Below are 16,222 nucleotides of genomic sequence, written 5' to 3'. Positions count from 1 at the left end.
CACTGTTAAATTTTAACCACATTACGAATCTACTACCGAATAAAAGCATTTAAAGCTTATCAAATTTGTAGAACGAAAGTCAAATCAGGTCAGGGACTATTAATTAAAAATATAAACCCAGATAGTCCCTTTCTATTAAATCCGTTCTATTATGCCAACAAGTATTATCACTACAGACGACCTTCGGGAATTCAAAATGGAATTGCTCGATGACATTAAAAAATTATTATCCAAACAAGCTACTGGAAAGTTGAAAAAATACCTCAAATCATCTGAGGTTATGGAATTGCTTCAAGTAAGTCCAGGGACTTTACAAAATCTTCGTATCAATGGAACATTGCCCTATACCAAAGTGGGGGGTATTATTTATTACGATGTCGAGGAAATTCAAAATGTAATGACTGCAAATCGCGTACAGCACGGTCTCAAAATGTAAATTATGAACTATATAAAGCTACTCAATGCGGCTTTTGAGAAGTTCTATTTTGATGACCGCCTGAATCCTACACATATTAGTCTGTATATGGCGTTGTTTCAGGAATGGAACAGTAGCCGTTTTACAGATGAATTTTATGTAAACCGTAGAGATTTAATGCGAGCTGCTAAAATAGGCTCAAAATCTACGTACCATCGCTGTGTCACAGATTTGGATTCGTGGCTTTACCTATGTTATTTCCCATCTAACAATCCATACAAAGGCAGTAAAATTAAGATGTCCATTATCGGTACAAGTGATGAACCGGATATGGGACGGTACAATCCCACATTAGAACAGCTTGCGGAACAGTACCATCCCATTCGTGAACCAGTTGTGGGACAGCACCATCCCATAAATGGACAAGTTATAGACCTACACCGTCCCATAGGTGGACAAGCATTGGTATCTAATACAAACAATACTAAACAAGAAAACTATACAAAACAGCCAAAGGGCAGGCAGGCGGTTATTTTATTTTTTGAAGAAAAAGGTTTTGATGCGGATGAAGGAAAAAAATTCTTTGGGCACTACGAAGCAAATAATTGGAAAACAAGTGATGGGCAAGCAATTAGAGATTGGCGAGCTCTAGCTACAAATTGGATGGATAGAACCGAATTATTTGACGAAAAAAACGAATCAAATAAAAAACAAGCGCCCCAAATCAAGGACAACTTGCGAACCACTAAAAACAAAGATTATGGACAACCCCTCTAAAATAACCGAAGGTGGCGTTGAATATTCGCTGGGTAAATTTGATGGCAAAAGTATACTCTATGACTTTCCAAAAATTTTGATTTATCTGAATGCTAAAGGAAAGCTACTTTTTGGTAAAAAATTCAAGATTTACGATGAAGACAAAGAGATTTTATTGAAGCTCTGTTCTTATTTTATAAAAGACAAAGAAAATTGCAAAACCTATGGAATTGATATTGACAAAGGCATTTTACTTTCTGGTCCCGTAGGATGTGGTAAAACCAGCCTGATGAAATTGCTACGCCATATTGTACCGATGCAACGACCTTACGAAATGATTCCTTGTCGGAATGTGACTTTCGGTTTCAACCATCTTGGTTTTAAAACTGTGGAAGAATACGGCAACACCAAATTCTACTGCTTTGATGATTTGGGCGTTGAACCTGCAGGACGGTTTTATGGTAAAGACCTGAATGTAATGGGCGAAGTACTCTTATCTCGATACGAGCTTTATCTACAAACCAAACATAAGATTAAAACCCACGCTACCACAAACCTAAATGCTGAAGAACTTGAAGAACGCTACGGAAATCGTGTTCGTAGCCGAATGCGAGAACTGTTTAATTTGATTGCTTTTGACAAAGGGGCTGGGGATAAGAGGAAATAAAGTGCTATTGTAAATTAAGTTTTGGCACAAACTCAATATTTTGCCAAAACTTAAAAAAATAAAACCCCACGCTCCCACAAACTTAAATGCTAAAGAATTAGAAGAACGCTAAGCAAACCGTGTTCGTAGCCGAATGCGAGAACTGTTTAATTTGATTGCTTTCGATAAAGAGAGTTTGGGTAAGAGAGTATAATCTTATAAGACAGATAATTAATTACGGAAAAGCGTAAGAAATTATGTTAAAATTTTAATATATTTAGGAACGATTACGCCAGAAATAGATTTATATAAAAGCTGATGGATTTTCATTGGCTTTTTTGTTGCTTTAATTTCAAAATAAAAGTTAAAAAACAAGATGAGAATTAAAAATATAAAAGTTAAATGCTTCAGACTCCTTGCTGATGTTTCTATTGACCTTGAAGATGACATAACTTTAATTGTAGGAAGAAACAATACAGGAAAAACTTCTTTACTTGAGGTTATTAAAATATTTACTTCAGGTGACGATTCTTTATCATTTGAAGATTTTTCTCAATCCACCTATACATTATTTAAAGAACTTTTTATTGAGTTTGAAAAAACATTAGTCGCTGGAATTTCAGAAGAGGAAAAGGAAAAAATAGAATTAGATATCGTAACACGTTTTCCGAAAATCCAATTTCAGATTGAATTTGTTTATGATAAAGCTAAAGATTCACTCATAGAACTAAGTGAGTTCATTACAGATTTAGATGATAAAAGAAATGATGGATGTGCACTCTTATCTTATGAATCACACAATACTTTAGGTTTAGTAAAAGCCTACATTAATAGAGAAGTAAAGGAAACAACTCTTATTGAGTATTTTAAAGAAAACCTAAACACTTTCTATAAATTAAGATGCTATGCTAAAGATGTGAAATCTGATTACTTACGCGAAATTGAAATTGGATATAAAGAAAAAATAAAGAAAGTAGTTTCTTTTGAGGATATCAAAGCACTAAGAATTTTAGATGATAAGAAAAGTGATAGTAATAAAACATTAGCACTAGGTTTTTCAAGGTATTATAATCAAAGAGACAAGACCGACAACAATGTAAAGGCGATAGAAAATTCCTTAAAAGATATTTCTAAAGAACTAAAAGAGAAATATAATGTAGTCTTACAAAAGATAATTGAAGACCTTAAAAAGTTTGGTGCTTCTACTCCAATTGCAATTCCTCCCATATCTATTGCATCTGAATTTGATTCTGAATCCGTAATAAAAAACAACATTAAGTATTATTATAAACAGGAAGAAATTGACTTACCAGAAAGTTATAATGGACTGGGTTATAGCAACCTCATTTATATGGTTCTAGAACTAGCCAGTTTTATCGAACGGTTTAGAAATGCAAAAGAAGAAAAGGTTTCTGAGTTCTTAGCTGTACTAGTAGAAGAACCTGAAGCGCATATGCACCCTCAAATGCAGCAGATATTTATTAGTCAAATAAAAGGAATTCTAAAAGACGCTGAAAAAGATAATATTTATGTCCAGTTAATAATTACTTCACATTCATCTCATATATTATCTGAAGCTGGTATTGATTCAGAAAAAGGATTTAAAAGAATTAGGTACTTCAATCGAATTAAAAAATATATAGAAGTACAAGACTTCAATACTTTAAATATTTCTAACGAAAAACAGACGGCTCGATTTTTAAAACAATATCTGACGCTGCATAAATCCGATTTATTCTTCTCTGACAAAGTGATTATTGTTGAAGGTACGACTGAAAGAATGTTAATGCCACAGATGATTAAAAAGTCAGCACCAGGCTTAGCAACTCAATATGTTTCCATTCTGGAGGTAGGAGGAGCTTATAGTCATAAGTTTAAAGAAATTCTAGAGTTTTTAAAATTAAAAACATTGGTAGTAACAGATATTGATTCAGTAGATGCAGCTACAGGAGAAAGATGTGAGGTAAATAACGGTATAAGTGGTGAGTTAACGTCTAATTATACATTAAAAGATTGGATTCCTAATAAGAAAACAATAGCCGAATTGGTAGCTGCAACTGAAGAAGAAAAAACCGATTCTAAAATAATTAGAGTAGCCTACCAAACTCAAGAGAATGGAATTACGGCAAGAAGTTTTGAAGAAGCTTTTATTAATTCAAATATTGAGTTACTGAAATCGACTTATACTGATGATGAAGGAAATTCAACAATTATTAAAAATCAGTTTAGTTTTTCTAGAGTAAAAAACGTAGATGATTTAATTAATAAGACTCCTTATCAATTAGCACCTATAAGCTCTAGTTCCAAAACAAATTTTGCTTTTGATATAATGTCATTCCCTGAAGAATTTGGTGAGTGGAATGTGCCATTGTATATTGATAGTGGACTTAAATGGCTAGAAAAGTCACTTGATAATAATATAAAAAAAGACAAAAATGATGATGTTGCAACCACTGAAATTTCAAAAGTATAGATGGAAGCAATAAATCAAATCAAAGAAAAAATAGAGACCCAAAGGAGTTATGTGTTAGAGGCTGGAGCAGGGTCAGGAAAAACCTATGCCCTTATACAAACCATAAACTATATATTGGAATTAAAGGGTAAATCGCTTCAATTAAAAAATCAAAAAATAGTCTGTATCACATATACTAATGTTGCTAAAAATGAAATTATAGAACGTCTAGAGAATAATCCATTGGTATTGGTTTCTACTATACATGAATTTCTCTGGGATTGTATTAAATCATACAACAAACAACTAATAATTGAATTTGATGCAATAAACACTATTTACCATGAAACCAAGCCTGATAAGTATAGTTTAATGCTTATTGAAAGGATTATCACTGTAGAGTATAATGACCGTGCTTATAGTGATTTTGAAAATGGAAAAGTAGGACATGACGATTTAATTAATTTAGCCAATAGGATGTTTTCTAATCACAATTTATTAACTACAATACTAGCATCTAAACATCCTTATATCTTAGTTGATGAATATCAAGATACAGCCCCAGAAACTATATATTCCTTACTAGATTTTTTGCTTCCAAGAAATAAAGAAAAAATAGTAATCGGTTTTTACGGAGACTCACATCAAAAAATTTATAATACGGGAATAGGTTCATTACATGCTTATGTAGACGCAAAAACAATTGATATCATAACCAAGTTGGAAAATTACAGAAGCTCACAAAGTGTAATAGGGTTGTTAAATAATGTAAGAACAAATATTAAACAGGTAATACCTGATGATATAAAAAAAATAGAAGGAAGTATTCAATTTATAAACTGTACTAATTATCCCGATAAGACTACAGGTCAAAAAGTAAAAGAATATGAGGACTCTTTAGTACCAATTAAGAATGCTAACTATGATACTTTAATAACTGAGCTAGAAAAAAAAGGGTGGAATTTTGGACCAGAAAGTGAAGACAAAATATTAATCATTGCAAATAGTAGGGTTGCCAAAAGAGGAGGATTTGGAAACCTATACAGTATTTATAGCAGGCGCTATGGTTTAGGCGGTAACGACGCACTATTAAAAAGGGAAAATCCAATTACAGCTTTTTTCGTAGGTTCTATGGACAAAAAAACATCTAACGAAAGGCGTACTGGAATAGAGCATTTGGTATCCTTCTTTGAAGAAAATAGTTATAGTGATATTGTTAATCTCTTAAAACGGAATGGAACACAATCTATAAATCTTAAAAAGCATCCAGACAAGAAGGTAATAACAGACAAGATTGAAGAACTTATTACTATTCGTAAATCAAAAACAGTAAAAGACGTTTTTGATTTTGCTATTGATAATAAACTAGCTATGCTTTCTACAGGAGTAATAAAGTTTTTAGACCGAATCAATACTCCTTTAGACAGTATAGAAGATGAACTTAAAATACGTATTGAAAAAGATATTATATTCCATAATGCTCTAATGGCAATGCCGTATTCTGAATTTATAAATCTATTTAAGCATACTCAAAATCAAAATGTGTTTTCAACAAAACATGGTACTAAGGGAGAGGAGTATCGTAATGTTTTAGTTGTTATAGATGATACAAGTTGGAAAGGGCAATATAATTTTGAGAATTACTTCAACGATACTGATGACAATATAGATAGAAAGGAAAGAACCAAAAACTTGTTTTATGTTTCTTGCTCTAGGGCAAAAGAGAATTTAGTGGTGCTTGCCTTATCTAAAATGGGAAATGAAGCTATGAGTACAATTCAAAATTGGTTTGGGAAAAATAATATAAAATGAATAGGTAACCCGATTAAGACAAAAACGATGCAATAGAAAATGAACAGTTTTAACCTATATAGAGAGGCCAAAAACCAATATGAAAAATTAATTCCAGAGAAAAACGATGGATTAATTCTTCTATCTCTATATGAAAAATATAAAGATAAAAATTTTACAGAAGAGAATATTTTATCAACGATTACTAAGGTTTTTAAAGACCAAGGTAATCCGGAATTAAGAACAGAATACAATAGAAACAACTCTATAATTCTAAGGTTTCAAGAGTCTTTTCTATGGCGAAATTCATCGAAAAAAACTTATCAATTCAAAAAATACGGATTGGAACTCTGTCAGAACATTGAGAAAAGACTTATTAAAAAATACAATCCAGCTAAGATTAAACGGTTTTTTGCTGAATTACATAAAAGCCTTACAGCAAACATTGATGAAGGTAGTGATTTTGAGGAATGGATTGTAGACCACTTTGATATAAGACTTCCGGAACTGACATCCCAAATAGAAATACTGGACCTCCAGGTAAATGAATCCGTAAAAGAGTTTAAAACAGGAATAAACCCTAATAATAAAGATGTATTAAATTCTTTAAAAGGAATTGAAATTCGGCTTGATATAATCAAAAAACAAGCTTCTGAGCTCAGAAATGCATTTCAAATATCTTATGATATTGATGACATCTTAATCGGGCTTCTAGAAAACAATCAAGAGCGAGATGATATTTCAAATATTCATAGAGTACAGAACTTTCACGAAAATTCTAGAAGCCAGCTAGAGCAGGTCAGTAAGAGGATTGATAAAATAAAACCGAGGATAAGAGAATTCATATATGATTTTAATAAAAAGAATTTTGATAGAAAAACTAATAGTTTCATTGACTTTCTACTCAAAGAATCTGTGGTTGTTAAGGACGGAAGTTCTAAAAGAATTCAGTTTCCCAGTAATCTTTTTGGATTGACCATAAAATCCGCAACTCATAACCCTACGTTCAATATTATACCGCTTAGGGAAATTAGCCATAAGCTACCTGTACCAGTAACAACAAGAACGGTAGATGTTAAAATGAGGAAAGAACTGCTAGAAAAGACGTTGAAATGGAAACACGATAAAGACAGAATTACATACTGGACTAAACTAGTATTTCAAGAATTAGAAGCAAAAGGCAACCTCGAATTTACACCTTATTTCTTTAAAATATTGAAAGAAGACCGACTTACAATTGCAGTCAAAACAGCACATAACATTATTAGAAGAAACACTACATACAGGAATAAATATCTAGTAGAAATCAAGAAAGAACCTGTACGCGACATTAAAAACAAAAATATATCCTTATGGCAGATGAAGCTTCAGAAAAGATAAATTTATATAGCTTTCTACATAATAAAAGGGCAAAAAGTATTTTTGCAAAACTCGACTATACACTTAGAGAAGGTATTCATATTCAAAGAGAATATCCAAGCAATGTAAACCTGTATAGATTCTTGAACGACTCAGATAATTATGAATCCCTTAAAGAGTATTACAAAGATTTTTTCAATTTGAATCTTATAAAAGAAGGCAACGACTTCAATAATTACTACTTCTTAAATTTCAATGAAGATGGTAAAGGTAATGTGCCTTCAGGCAACCGAGATTATTTAAAAAATGAATACATAATTATTGGAATGTTGTTTTTCAAAATGTTCAAACTAGATGGTAATATCGAGTTAGAAAGTGTTTCCGAATTTAAAGCTTTGTTATATGAGGAATATGAAGAGCAGAAAAATGCACTAAGGAAGCTCGTTAATGATAATTTCTCAGATAAAAGCACAGATTTAAGTGACCATAGATTTGAAGTTGTGATACAGAAATCATTTGAAAAATTCGGCGAATTAGGCTGGTTAATGTGGGACAGTGAAGATGAAAATGATAGATTTAAGATTATGCCATCTTTTGAACGTTTACGTTCAATGTACCAACCACAAATTGAATCTATTGATGATTTAATAAAACAAGTAAGGGATGCAGAATAATTATCCTCGTATTTACAGTCTATCAACAATAGGTATCAAGCAACATTATAATGCTGACTATCTTTTTCATCCCTATAGAACTGATTTCAGTGGCGAAAGCGGTAGCGGGAAAAGTATGATAGCGGATATGATTCAATTGATTCTAGTGGGCTCAAGCGAATTCAAATCGGCGACAGATGGAAATAAGTTAAGAGATGTCAAAGGGATGCTGATTTCTAATAAAGGGAAATCTTCTTCTAGAGGTTATATTTTTCTGAACATAGAAGTGAAGCCAAAAAATTACCTTGTAATAGGTGTTTATATTGAAGGCACTAGTAATGCAGCAGAAATGTTCATTATTCAAAATGGCTATGATTGGGGTGATTTGATTGCTCTAAATAGACCCATTTCAAATAAAGACCTTATTATAAATGATAAAGTAGATACCTTAAAAAATATTTGTGAGCAAGTCGAATTTGCTAGGATGAAATCCTTTAGACGCAAAAACTACCACCAAATCTTGTATGATAATAATCTCTTATCATTAGATTTAACAAAAGATGAAACCCTTAAAACATATGCTAACATTTTGAGGTCATTTTCTAGGGGTAAAGGTTTTAAGACGGAATCTGAAAATTTAAAGAAATTCCTATTTGGTGATGAAGAGCAAAGTGCCATAATGAATAAGTACAATGAGGAAGTCCATAATATAAGTAACGACTTCTTTGAGCATAAGAGATATTCTGATGAAATAGAACTTATAAATAGTAAACAAAACCTTCTGAAAACTGTCTTAGAAAAACAGAAAGAATATAAATCTATCTATACCGATTATCTAACTAAAAAGTTCAGCTACTGGAATGGTTTTAAGGACAAAACCGCAACTGAAAAGTCGGATATCAACAAGAAATTAGATAATAAGAACATTGAACTTGATTTCATTAACAACGAAATTTCAAGACTACAAATAGTTGACTTAAAAGAACTTATAACTATTAAGAATAAAGTTGTCAAATTAACTGACAAGGATAAAGATGATAACGATATAGCTAAACAATTTATAGATATAAGTCAGTCCATACGACAGATTGATGTTGCAGAAAAATGGCTTTCTTCCTACGATAATGAAATACAAAAGGTAAATGAATGGTTCAATGCTCAGTACGCCGAAAATAGTGATAAAATAGCCTTACAAGCCTTTATCAAATATCTTTCTAATCATAATATTATTGATGCTTTTAAGACATCCAACTGGCTAAATAATTATAAAAAAGAGATTGAGCAATTTCCTGTAAAAATCAAGGAATTGGAATTGGAAATAGCTGAACTAGAATCCTTATCAAGATTTTCAGACCTCAATAATCCTGAGTCATTGGTAAACTGGGCTATAGACAATTTAGAGTTCCCATTATCACATAATCACGAAAGTGTCTTGGTCTATTTTCAAAAGTATGGGAAGATAAAACCTTCACAGAATGAGCCGAACAGGTATGTGCCGTTTCCAGAACAGCTTTTTCAAAACATAGACTCGAATATTAAGGACAATAGCCAAGAAGGCTTTTGGTTTGACTTAGATGGTGTATTCGAGTTTATAACATATTCAGAACATCGTGTTCTCAATATAAAAGACCCAAAAAAGATTACCAAGTCATTATCCAAACTCAAAGAAGGTGTAGAAGCAAAACTATCTGAGCTTATCACTAAAAAGAATAACGAAGAATATCTTAAGAATACGCTATTCGAATATGGTAATCTAGAAAAGCAAATTGAACGTTTCAAAAGGCAAGACGGGTTATTAAATTTTGTAATTGATAAAAGTCTAAAAGACCTTACAGAAGAGTCATTTCAGCTTCACATAGCAGCATACAAAAGCAAAAACGACATCCTTGAAAAATACAAATCAATTCAGAAGGAATTTGAAGAATTTACAAATAAGGAAAATCTGTTACAAGGCTATAAAAAAAGGATAGAGCAATTTGAGAAAGATTATTTTGAAGATGACATCGATGTCAGCGCTGAACTTATAAAAGAAAGGATTGATGGTGAAGAAAGAAATTTGGCAAAACAAGAGGGATTTATAGACGAAAAGAAATTTGACAAAAAATCATTTCTCAAGTCTCAAACTAAAGAAATCAGCACTCAAAAAAAACTTATCGAATTAAAATATGAGTTTTCAGGCAATAAAAATGAGCTCAACGCTGAACTGGAAAAGAAAGAAGACCAACTTTGTTTAGCCAGCCAAGAAATTGAGCAAACCAAACTTTTAAACGAGCAGCTATTCAAAGGGACAATTCAATTTGAGGAAAACATTGAGGAAAAGACCAATCCAGATGATGGGGGACAAAATTCTTTGCAAAGTAAAGCTAACTCTGCCCAACAAGCGTACATCGAATATTTGAAGATAATAACCAAAGACCTTCCCTACGATGAAACTGCTTCGATAGGCCAATTAGCAAACCACCTCTTACCAACTGTATTTCCCTCATCAAAAGTAGATGAGGAGTTAATTTCAAATGATATTGTAGATAGATTAAATAAGCTAACACTTGATATTCAGGAAATTGGTTCTAGAAAAGTTGACATAATCGGTAGTGTTTTCAATGATGTTTATAATATCTATCGAGGATATTTAACTAAAATCAATAACATTAATGAGTACCTAAAAAAGGACAATAAAGAAATTACTGGTGGAAATAAAGCGTCGCTAACCTTTAAGAAGTCTATTCATTATCCAGAAAATTGGCTTAGTACTTTCAGAAAACAACTTCAAACTCAAATGAGTTATACTGGGCTGTTTAGTGACCTTCGTGATGAAATTGACATTAATAAAATGATGATTAAGGCATTTCAAAAATTGGGTGGAAGTTCTAAAGTTGAGCCTAAAGATTTGATGAACCCAACTTCTTATTTTGACTTAGTTTTTGAACTAAAACTTGAAAATGAAGACGTTAATTCTGGTAGTAATGGTCAAACATACGCGGCAAATGCCCTGTTATGCCTAGCTAGATTGTCTCTTATTGAAGAAAAAGGAAAAGGGGGCTTAAAAATTATGCCAATTGATGAGGCAGAAGGTTTGGGAAGTAATTATGATATGCTTCACGACTTAGCAAAGAAAGAGCAATATCAAATTATTACAATGGCTATTGAAACTGCAGGTGAAATTACCGATAACGGTCAATACATCTATATTATGAATGGAAATAATTTGGCAAATGTTAACAGCTTTGTACCACCGCTTGGGATATTTTCTGATGAAATAACGGAAGACATTGCGCAACACTACATACAATCCCTATCGGATAATGAATAAGAATGTTACTTGGAAAGAGCTGAAGGCTCTAGACGACATATACCGCCTTAAGAAATCTAGGGCTCTAATTCAAAGTCATCCATATATAAAACATCTTATATATGAGAAAGGTATTTTGGATTTAAAACCAGATAATATAAAGGTTATTGTTCCCACCGATAGATTTGAATCATTCTATGAAAAGGAATTCAAGAGAGCGTTTGAAGAATCAAAAAAGTTTCTTTTAAAAAATGATATTAAACCTACTGCTAATAAGGGCTTCACAATTGACGACATAAAAACTCTAATGTTTATTGCTGAGAATAAGGAAGAGCTCAGAAGTCACCCTACGACTATTGAGGATTTTTCCAATGAGTTTTTTGATATTTCTAAATATCTTAAAAACAGAAAAAGTGTACGAGATGCAGTATTCAAAATATTGAACATTGACAGGTTTTCTTTGGATATAAAAGAGAATCAATGGCGATTGGTTATCGATAATAAAAATCCAAAAGCAGTCATAATGTGCGAGAATAAGTCCTACTTAAAGCAACCTTGGATAGTTGAGGAAACACAAGTCAAGTTATGGTATGTTGGTGGGAACAATATTGCCATTATTGATGACATAGATGAATCTGACCTGTCAAAACCAATCTATTATTCGTGTGATTGGGATTTAGCTGGGCTACAAATTTTTATAAGAATTAAAGCTAAGCTCAAAAAAAGAAACACGGATATTCAGCTCTTATTCCCAAACGAACCCCATCAAAGAGTTAGCACTTATATTCCTTATCACAATAGCCATTGGGATTTATCAAAAACCCTCTCAGGACTTGAATTGGAAGGTTTTACTAAGAAAGAACTTATACTCATTAGGTCTCTAATTGAAACAGAAGAGTGGATTGAAGAAGAATCCTTTGATATAGTTGGAATGATAAAAGATGTTCTATAATTCCCTTTTTACAAAAAATGATTTATATATCTCTAAAATAATGAGCTTAATAATTTTAATGATTTTTGTTCCCAACTCTCTCATCACTTTTATATTTTTTGATTAAATTTTTCCATATCACTAGAGCTAAGACTTGATACGATTCTAGCTTTTGGTAATACTCACTTTCATCCCAATTACTCAAAAACCCCAATTCCAAAAGCACAGAAAGACAATAACCACCAGTTTCCCGCAACACCTGAAAATTCGAAAACTTCACACCTCTACTCTCAAAACCCAACTTCTTATTGAGCGTATATTGCAACTGAAAAGCTACCCAAGTAGACTCATCAGAATATTCTGAAGTAGCGTCACCCACATAAACTTCAATCCCTCTCGCATTCGGATTATCCGAATGGTTACAATGCAAGGACATAAATAAATCAGCATTCAAGGCTTTAGCCAATTTCGTTCTATCCGATAAAGAAATAAGCGTATCAGTATATCTAGTCAAATAAATATCCAAAGGGGTATCTAATTCATCATTTAGCTTTAAAATGGCATTAGCAATATTCATTACCACATCCTTTTCTTGGATGCCATTTATACCTATCGCACCTGCATCTTTTCCACCGTGTCCCACATCAATTACAATTCGTTTTTGAGCACTCGTTTCTTGACCAAAAATGATACATAGTTGCAGAAGCAAAAAGACAAAACTGACGTTTTTAAGTACTTTTTTCATTTTCAATTTTCAGGTTATCAACAACTTCCCTTTCAAAAATCATAGGATTTGATGCCAAATAATAGCAATTAAATTCAATTGATATCAAACAATATTTTATTCACAAATAATTGATTTTCAGTTATTTATAAACAAATATATGTAAATTTCACATAACGAAAACAACACAAAAATTTAAACTATTACGTTATGAAAAAATCAATCTATTTAGCGACCTTTTTGTCGTTGCTCTCCACATCACTTTTTGCACAAATTGGTGGTATCGAAGATTCTGTCAATGATGTCTCCGATACTATAAGAACAATTTTTCCAATCATTTTGGGGGTCATTTTTCTAGTTGGTTTCCTATTTAATGCAGGACACTTCTTTGGGGAAAACGCAGACCTTAAAAAAGGGATTACTCGCGTCCTTGTATTTGTTTTAATCGCAGGTGCGGTTGTTGGCATATTTACCTATCTGATTTCAATCGTAGTCTAACCTACCAAGAGAGATTTAATTACCAAGCTTTATGAAGCGATTTGAGGTTTATAGAAACATTAGAAAACGGGCTGTCATTTTTGGATTGCCCATTTCCTTATTTGCCTTAATGATGATGTCGGTACTCGCATCGTTAATGGTCATCATTTTCTCGTTCAGCTTTGCGATAATTATAGGTGTTGCCATTTTCAATGCAGCTTTATACATAGCCCTCACAAGGATTACCAATAACCCCCAACTGTTTCAGTTAGCAAAGGTCTTCCCTAAAATCATTAGTAACAAACGAAATTCAGGCATATATTATGAATAAGATTAACCTTTCGGCATATCAACCCATTGCAGATATTCAGGACCATATCATCTTTGCCAATAATGGTAATGTGGTGGTATGCTATGAAGGGAATCTACCAGAAATCTATTCGCTTTCTGAAAAGGATTTTGAGGATATACACGGTGCTTGGTTTCAAGCGCTGAAGTCTTTACCGATTGGTACAATAGTACATAAGCAAGATGTTTACCTGAAAAAATCCTATACTTCTGAACAACTTCCGAATACCACCTTTTTAGAAAAATCGACTCACAAGTATTTTAAAGGTCGTGGACACATAGAACATAAATGTTATTTGTTCTTCACCCTGACCAAAAACAAGGCGCTGAACAATCTAAAGTACGTCCATCCGTTCCGTAAAGTTTCAAAAGGAATCGTACAAGAATTAGACGACAACGTAAAAAGCTTCGTCAACTCGGTAAGCGATTCGGTTTCCTTCATCAATAATAGCCGAAAGATGGAATTCCTTCCCCTTAATGCAAAGGATATCCAACAGCTGACTAAGGACTATTTCAATGGCTTCAACGAAGGTTTTGATACCGATATTTTACTGAAAAAGAAAAGCGTCACTATTGGCGAAAACCATTTTGATGCCCTGGCCATCAATAGCGAACTGTGCTTTGGCGAAAGTGTACAGAGTAGCAAGACCAATGAGAAATTTACGTCAGACGATTTTGTGTTTCATCAAGGGTTTATTGATGGCTTAGGGCTTACGCTTAATGAAAACCACATCGTCAACCAGATTTTGTATTTAGATGACAAACAAAAGTGGCGCAAGCTGCTCGATAAGAAAGTTGAGGAACTGAACAAAAGTTCCAACTTTGGTTCTCAGAATAAGGTAGTCCTCAAGAAAATTCAGCATATCCTTGACCAAATCAATGCCGATGATAATGCACGAATTATTCGCGGACATCTCAATATTGTCTATTGGGCGAAGGAAGCCAAAGAGCTCGACAAAATAACATCAAAAATAAAGACTGAATTTAAGGAATTGGATATCATTCCCTATTATCCACGAGGCGAAGAACGGAAGAATTATATACTGAACAGTTACTGCTGTTTTTCGTCCAATTTTTCGAACAACGATGTATACGTTACTGATTTGAAACATGCCCTTTGCCTGTTCATTAACAACACCAATTACACCTCTGATTCCACGGGAATCATCTTTAACGACCGTGAACATAACATTCCAGTTTTAAAGGATGTTTGGGATGAGAAAAAGAAACGAATTAAAGCTCGGAACTTTGCCATTTTTGCACCTACTGGTGAAGGGAAATCCTTTTTGGCCAACAACATTCTACGTCAGTATTTTGAAAGTGGCGTTCGGTTGGTCATCATTGATTTGGGTGGCTCTTATACCAAATTCGCAAAACTCTATCCTAATCAATACACCGTGCTTCGCTATGAAAGCGGAAAGAATTTAGGCATCAATCCGTTTTACAGCAGTAATGAAAATGACCTCACTCCGGAACGTTTGGAAGACCTATCTGTTTTCTTATTTGAACTGTTTGCTTCAGATTTAAAAGTAACTAAAGCGCAATCGGTCTCGGTCAAAAAGATATTACGGCATTATTACAACAGCACTTCAGAAAATCACTCGTTGGATGGTTTTTACAGCTTTATAGAAAAGAATCAGAAAAACCTACTGGACACTTTAAAAATCCATCCCGATTACTTCAATATTACGAGCTTCTTGCACGTTATGTCCGAATATGTCGGCGATGGTCTATATAGCTTCTTATTTAAAGTCAGTAAAGACCAAACCTATAAAATCGAGGACAAACGCTTAATTGTTTTTGAACTGGATGAAGTCAAGGATAACAAGGAAATCTTATCCGTAATGTTGAAGCTGATTAAGGCCGCCATCCAAAGAACCATTTGGAAAAACAGAGCTGAAAAAGGTATCATTCTTTTCGATGAGTTTGCCAAACAATTAAAGTTCGATAACGTACTGGAAAGCGTAGAATTCTACTACCAAGCCATCCGTAAACAGAACGGTGCTATTGGGATTATACTTCAATCCATAAATCAACTTCCCAACAATTCAACCTCAGCAAGCATACTTGAAAATACACAGGTCATTTATAGTCTGAACAATGAAAAGGGCTATGATGAATTGGTCAAAAGACTTAATCTATCTAGTCACGATTTAAACCAATTAAAATCCATCAAGAACAATCTTTCCGGTCCACGGAAGTACACCGAAATGTTCATCAAAATAGGAAAGGAAAGCAACATTTTTAGGCTTGAAGTTCCAATGGAAGTGTATGCCGCCTACCTAACCGATGGACAAGAAAACGAGGCCATAATGGCCCTTTATAAAAAGACCAATGATATGGAATTGGCTATTAAAGAATTCACCTCTAAAACATATTAG

The 16,222-nt window shown here is 33.1% G+C and carries 12 protein-coding genes and 1 pseudogene; 12 read left to right on the top strand and 1 reads right to left on the bottom strand.

Annotation, left to right across the window (positions count from 1 at the left end):
- Positions 1-151: 151 nt before the first annotated feature.
- From KO500_RS16980 to KO500_RS16940, 10 genes and pseudogenes are all read left to right on the top strand, one after another.
- Entirely contained in the window at positions 152-436 is a 285-nt protein-coding gene (locus tag KO500_RS16980; protein ID WP_215957755.1) for a helix-turn-helix domain-containing protein, read from the top strand.
- 3 nt (positions 437-439) lie between these two features.
- The gene (locus tag KO500_RS16975; protein WP_215957754.1) at positions 440-1,192 is read left to right on the top strand and encodes a hypothetical protein; all 753 of its coding nucleotides are present in this window, start codon (positions 440-442) and stop codon (positions 1,190-1,192) included.
- Positions 1,176-1,838, top strand: coding sequence for an ATPase (locus tag KO500_RS16970; protein ID WP_215957753.1), 663 nt, complete (start codon positions 1,176-1,178; stop codon positions 1,836-1,838). The genes KO500_RS16975 and KO500_RS16970 overlap by 17 nt, the downstream gene beginning before the upstream one ends.
- A 55-nt stretch (positions 1,839-1,893) precedes the next feature.
- Positions 1,894-2,031, top strand: a pseudogene (locus KO500_RS17460) (ATPase); the annotation flags it as partial.
- A 162-nt stretch (positions 2,032-2,193) separates the two neighbouring features.
- Positions 2,194-4,290: an ATP-dependent nuclease gene (locus KO500_RS16965; RefSeq protein ID WP_215957752.1), complete on the top strand. Its 2,097-nt coding sequence runs from the start codon at positions 2,194-2,196 to the stop codon at positions 4,288-4,290.
- Complete coding sequence (locus KO500_RS16960) at positions 4,291-6,081, top strand: UvrD-helicase domain-containing protein (RefSeq protein ID WP_215957751.1); 1,791 nt, start codon at positions 4,291-4,293, stop codon at positions 6,079-6,081.
- A gap of 39 nt (positions 6,082-6,120) precedes the next feature.
- Positions 6,121-7,440 (top strand): hypothetical protein, encoded by a 1,320-nt coding sequence (locus KO500_RS16955; protein ID WP_215957750.1) that lies wholly within the window; start codon positions 6,121-6,123, stop codon positions 7,438-7,440.
- Positions 7,413-8,093, top strand: a complete 681-nt coding sequence (locus tag KO500_RS16950; protein ID WP_215957749.1) for a hypothetical protein — start codon at positions 7,413-7,415, stop codon at positions 8,091-8,093. The genes KO500_RS16955 and KO500_RS16950 overlap by 28 nt, the downstream gene beginning before the upstream one ends.
- Complete coding sequence (locus KO500_RS16945) at positions 8,083-11,382, top strand: hypothetical protein (RefSeq protein ID WP_215957748.1); 3,300 nt, start codon at positions 8,083-8,085, stop codon at positions 11,380-11,382. The genes KO500_RS16950 and KO500_RS16945 overlap by 11 nt, the downstream gene beginning before the upstream one ends.
- Positions 11,375-12,313, top strand: coding sequence for a hypothetical protein (locus tag KO500_RS16940; protein ID WP_215957747.1), 939 nt, complete (start codon positions 11,375-11,377; stop codon positions 12,311-12,313). The genes KO500_RS16945 and KO500_RS16940 overlap by 8 nt, the downstream gene beginning before the upstream one ends.
- 55 nt (positions 12,314-12,368) lie before the next feature.
- Here KO500_RS16940 and KO500_RS16935 read toward each other — a convergent pair whose 3' ends face one another.
- Complete coding sequence (locus KO500_RS16935) at positions 12,369-13,037, bottom strand: N-acetylmuramoyl-L-alanine amidase family protein (RefSeq protein WP_215957746.1); 669 nt, start codon at positions 13,035-13,037, stop codon at positions 12,369-12,371.
- A gap of 189 nt (positions 13,038-13,226) precedes the next feature.
- Between KO500_RS16935 and KO500_RS16930 the strand changes: the two genes are divergently transcribed.
- A complete protein-coding gene (locus KO500_RS16930; protein ID WP_215957745.1) occupies positions 13,227-13,514 on the top strand; it encodes a hypothetical protein in 288 nt (95 codons plus the stop codon).
- A gap of 302 nt (positions 13,515-13,816) precedes the next feature.
- Positions 13,817-16,222: a TraG family conjugative transposon ATPase gene (locus tag KO500_RS16925; RefSeq protein WP_215957744.1), complete on the top strand. Its 2,406-nt coding sequence runs from the start codon at positions 13,817-13,819 to the stop codon at positions 16,220-16,222.

Origin of the sequence: Cellulophaga baltica (assembly GCF_018861125.1) — a bacterium.
GTDB lineage: Bacteria > Bacteroidota > Bacteroidia > Flavobacteriales > Flavobacteriaceae > Cellulophaga > Cellulophaga baltica_A.
The sequence above is the reverse complement of the archived record's forward strand: the minus strand, read 5'-3'. Positions and strand labels throughout refer to the sequence as shown.

Bases quoted from the DNA above. Each gene is read 5' to 3' on its own strand.
- KO500_RS16980 (WP_215957755.1), top strand. From the start codon at position 152: ATGCCAACAAGTATTATCACTACAGACGACCTTCGGGAATTCAAAATG.
- KO500_RS16975 (WP_215957754.1), top strand. From the start codon at position 440: ATGAACTATATAAAGCTACTCAATGCGGCTTTTGAGAAGTTCTATTTT.
- KO500_RS16970 (WP_215957753.1), top strand. From the start codon at position 1,176: ATGGACAACCCCTCTAAAATAACCGAAGGTGGCGTTGAATATTCGCTG.
- KO500_RS16965 (WP_215957752.1), top strand. From the start codon at position 2,194: ATGAGAATTAAAAATATAAAAGTTAAATGCTTCAGACTCCTTGCTGAT.
- KO500_RS16960 (WP_215957751.1), top strand. From the start codon at position 4,291: ATGGAAGCAATAAATCAAATCAAAGAAAAAATAGAGACCCAAAGGAGT.
- KO500_RS16955 (WP_215957750.1), top strand. From the start codon at position 6,121: ATGAACAGTTTTAACCTATATAGAGAGGCCAAAAACCAATATGAAAAA.
- KO500_RS16950 (WP_215957749.1), top strand. From the start codon at position 7,413: ATGGCAGATGAAGCTTCAGAAAAGATAAATTTATATAGCTTTCTACAT.
- KO500_RS16945 (WP_215957748.1), top strand. From the start codon at position 8,083: ATGCAGAATAATTATCCTCGTATTTACAGTCTATCAACAATAGGTATC.
- KO500_RS16940 (WP_215957747.1), top strand. From the start codon at position 11,375: ATGAATAAGAATGTTACTTGGAAAGAGCTGAAGGCTCTAGACGACATA.
- KO500_RS16935 (WP_215957746.1), bottom strand. From the start codon at position 13,037: ATGAAAAAAGTACTTAAAAACGTCAGTTTTGTCTTTTTGCTTCTGCAA.
- KO500_RS16930 (WP_215957745.1), top strand. From the start codon at position 13,227: ATGAAAAAATCAATCTATTTAGCGACCTTTTTGTCGTTGCTCTCCACA.
- KO500_RS16925 (WP_215957744.1), top strand. From the start codon at position 13,817: ATGAATAAGATTAACCTTTCGGCATATCAACCCATTGCAGATATTCAG.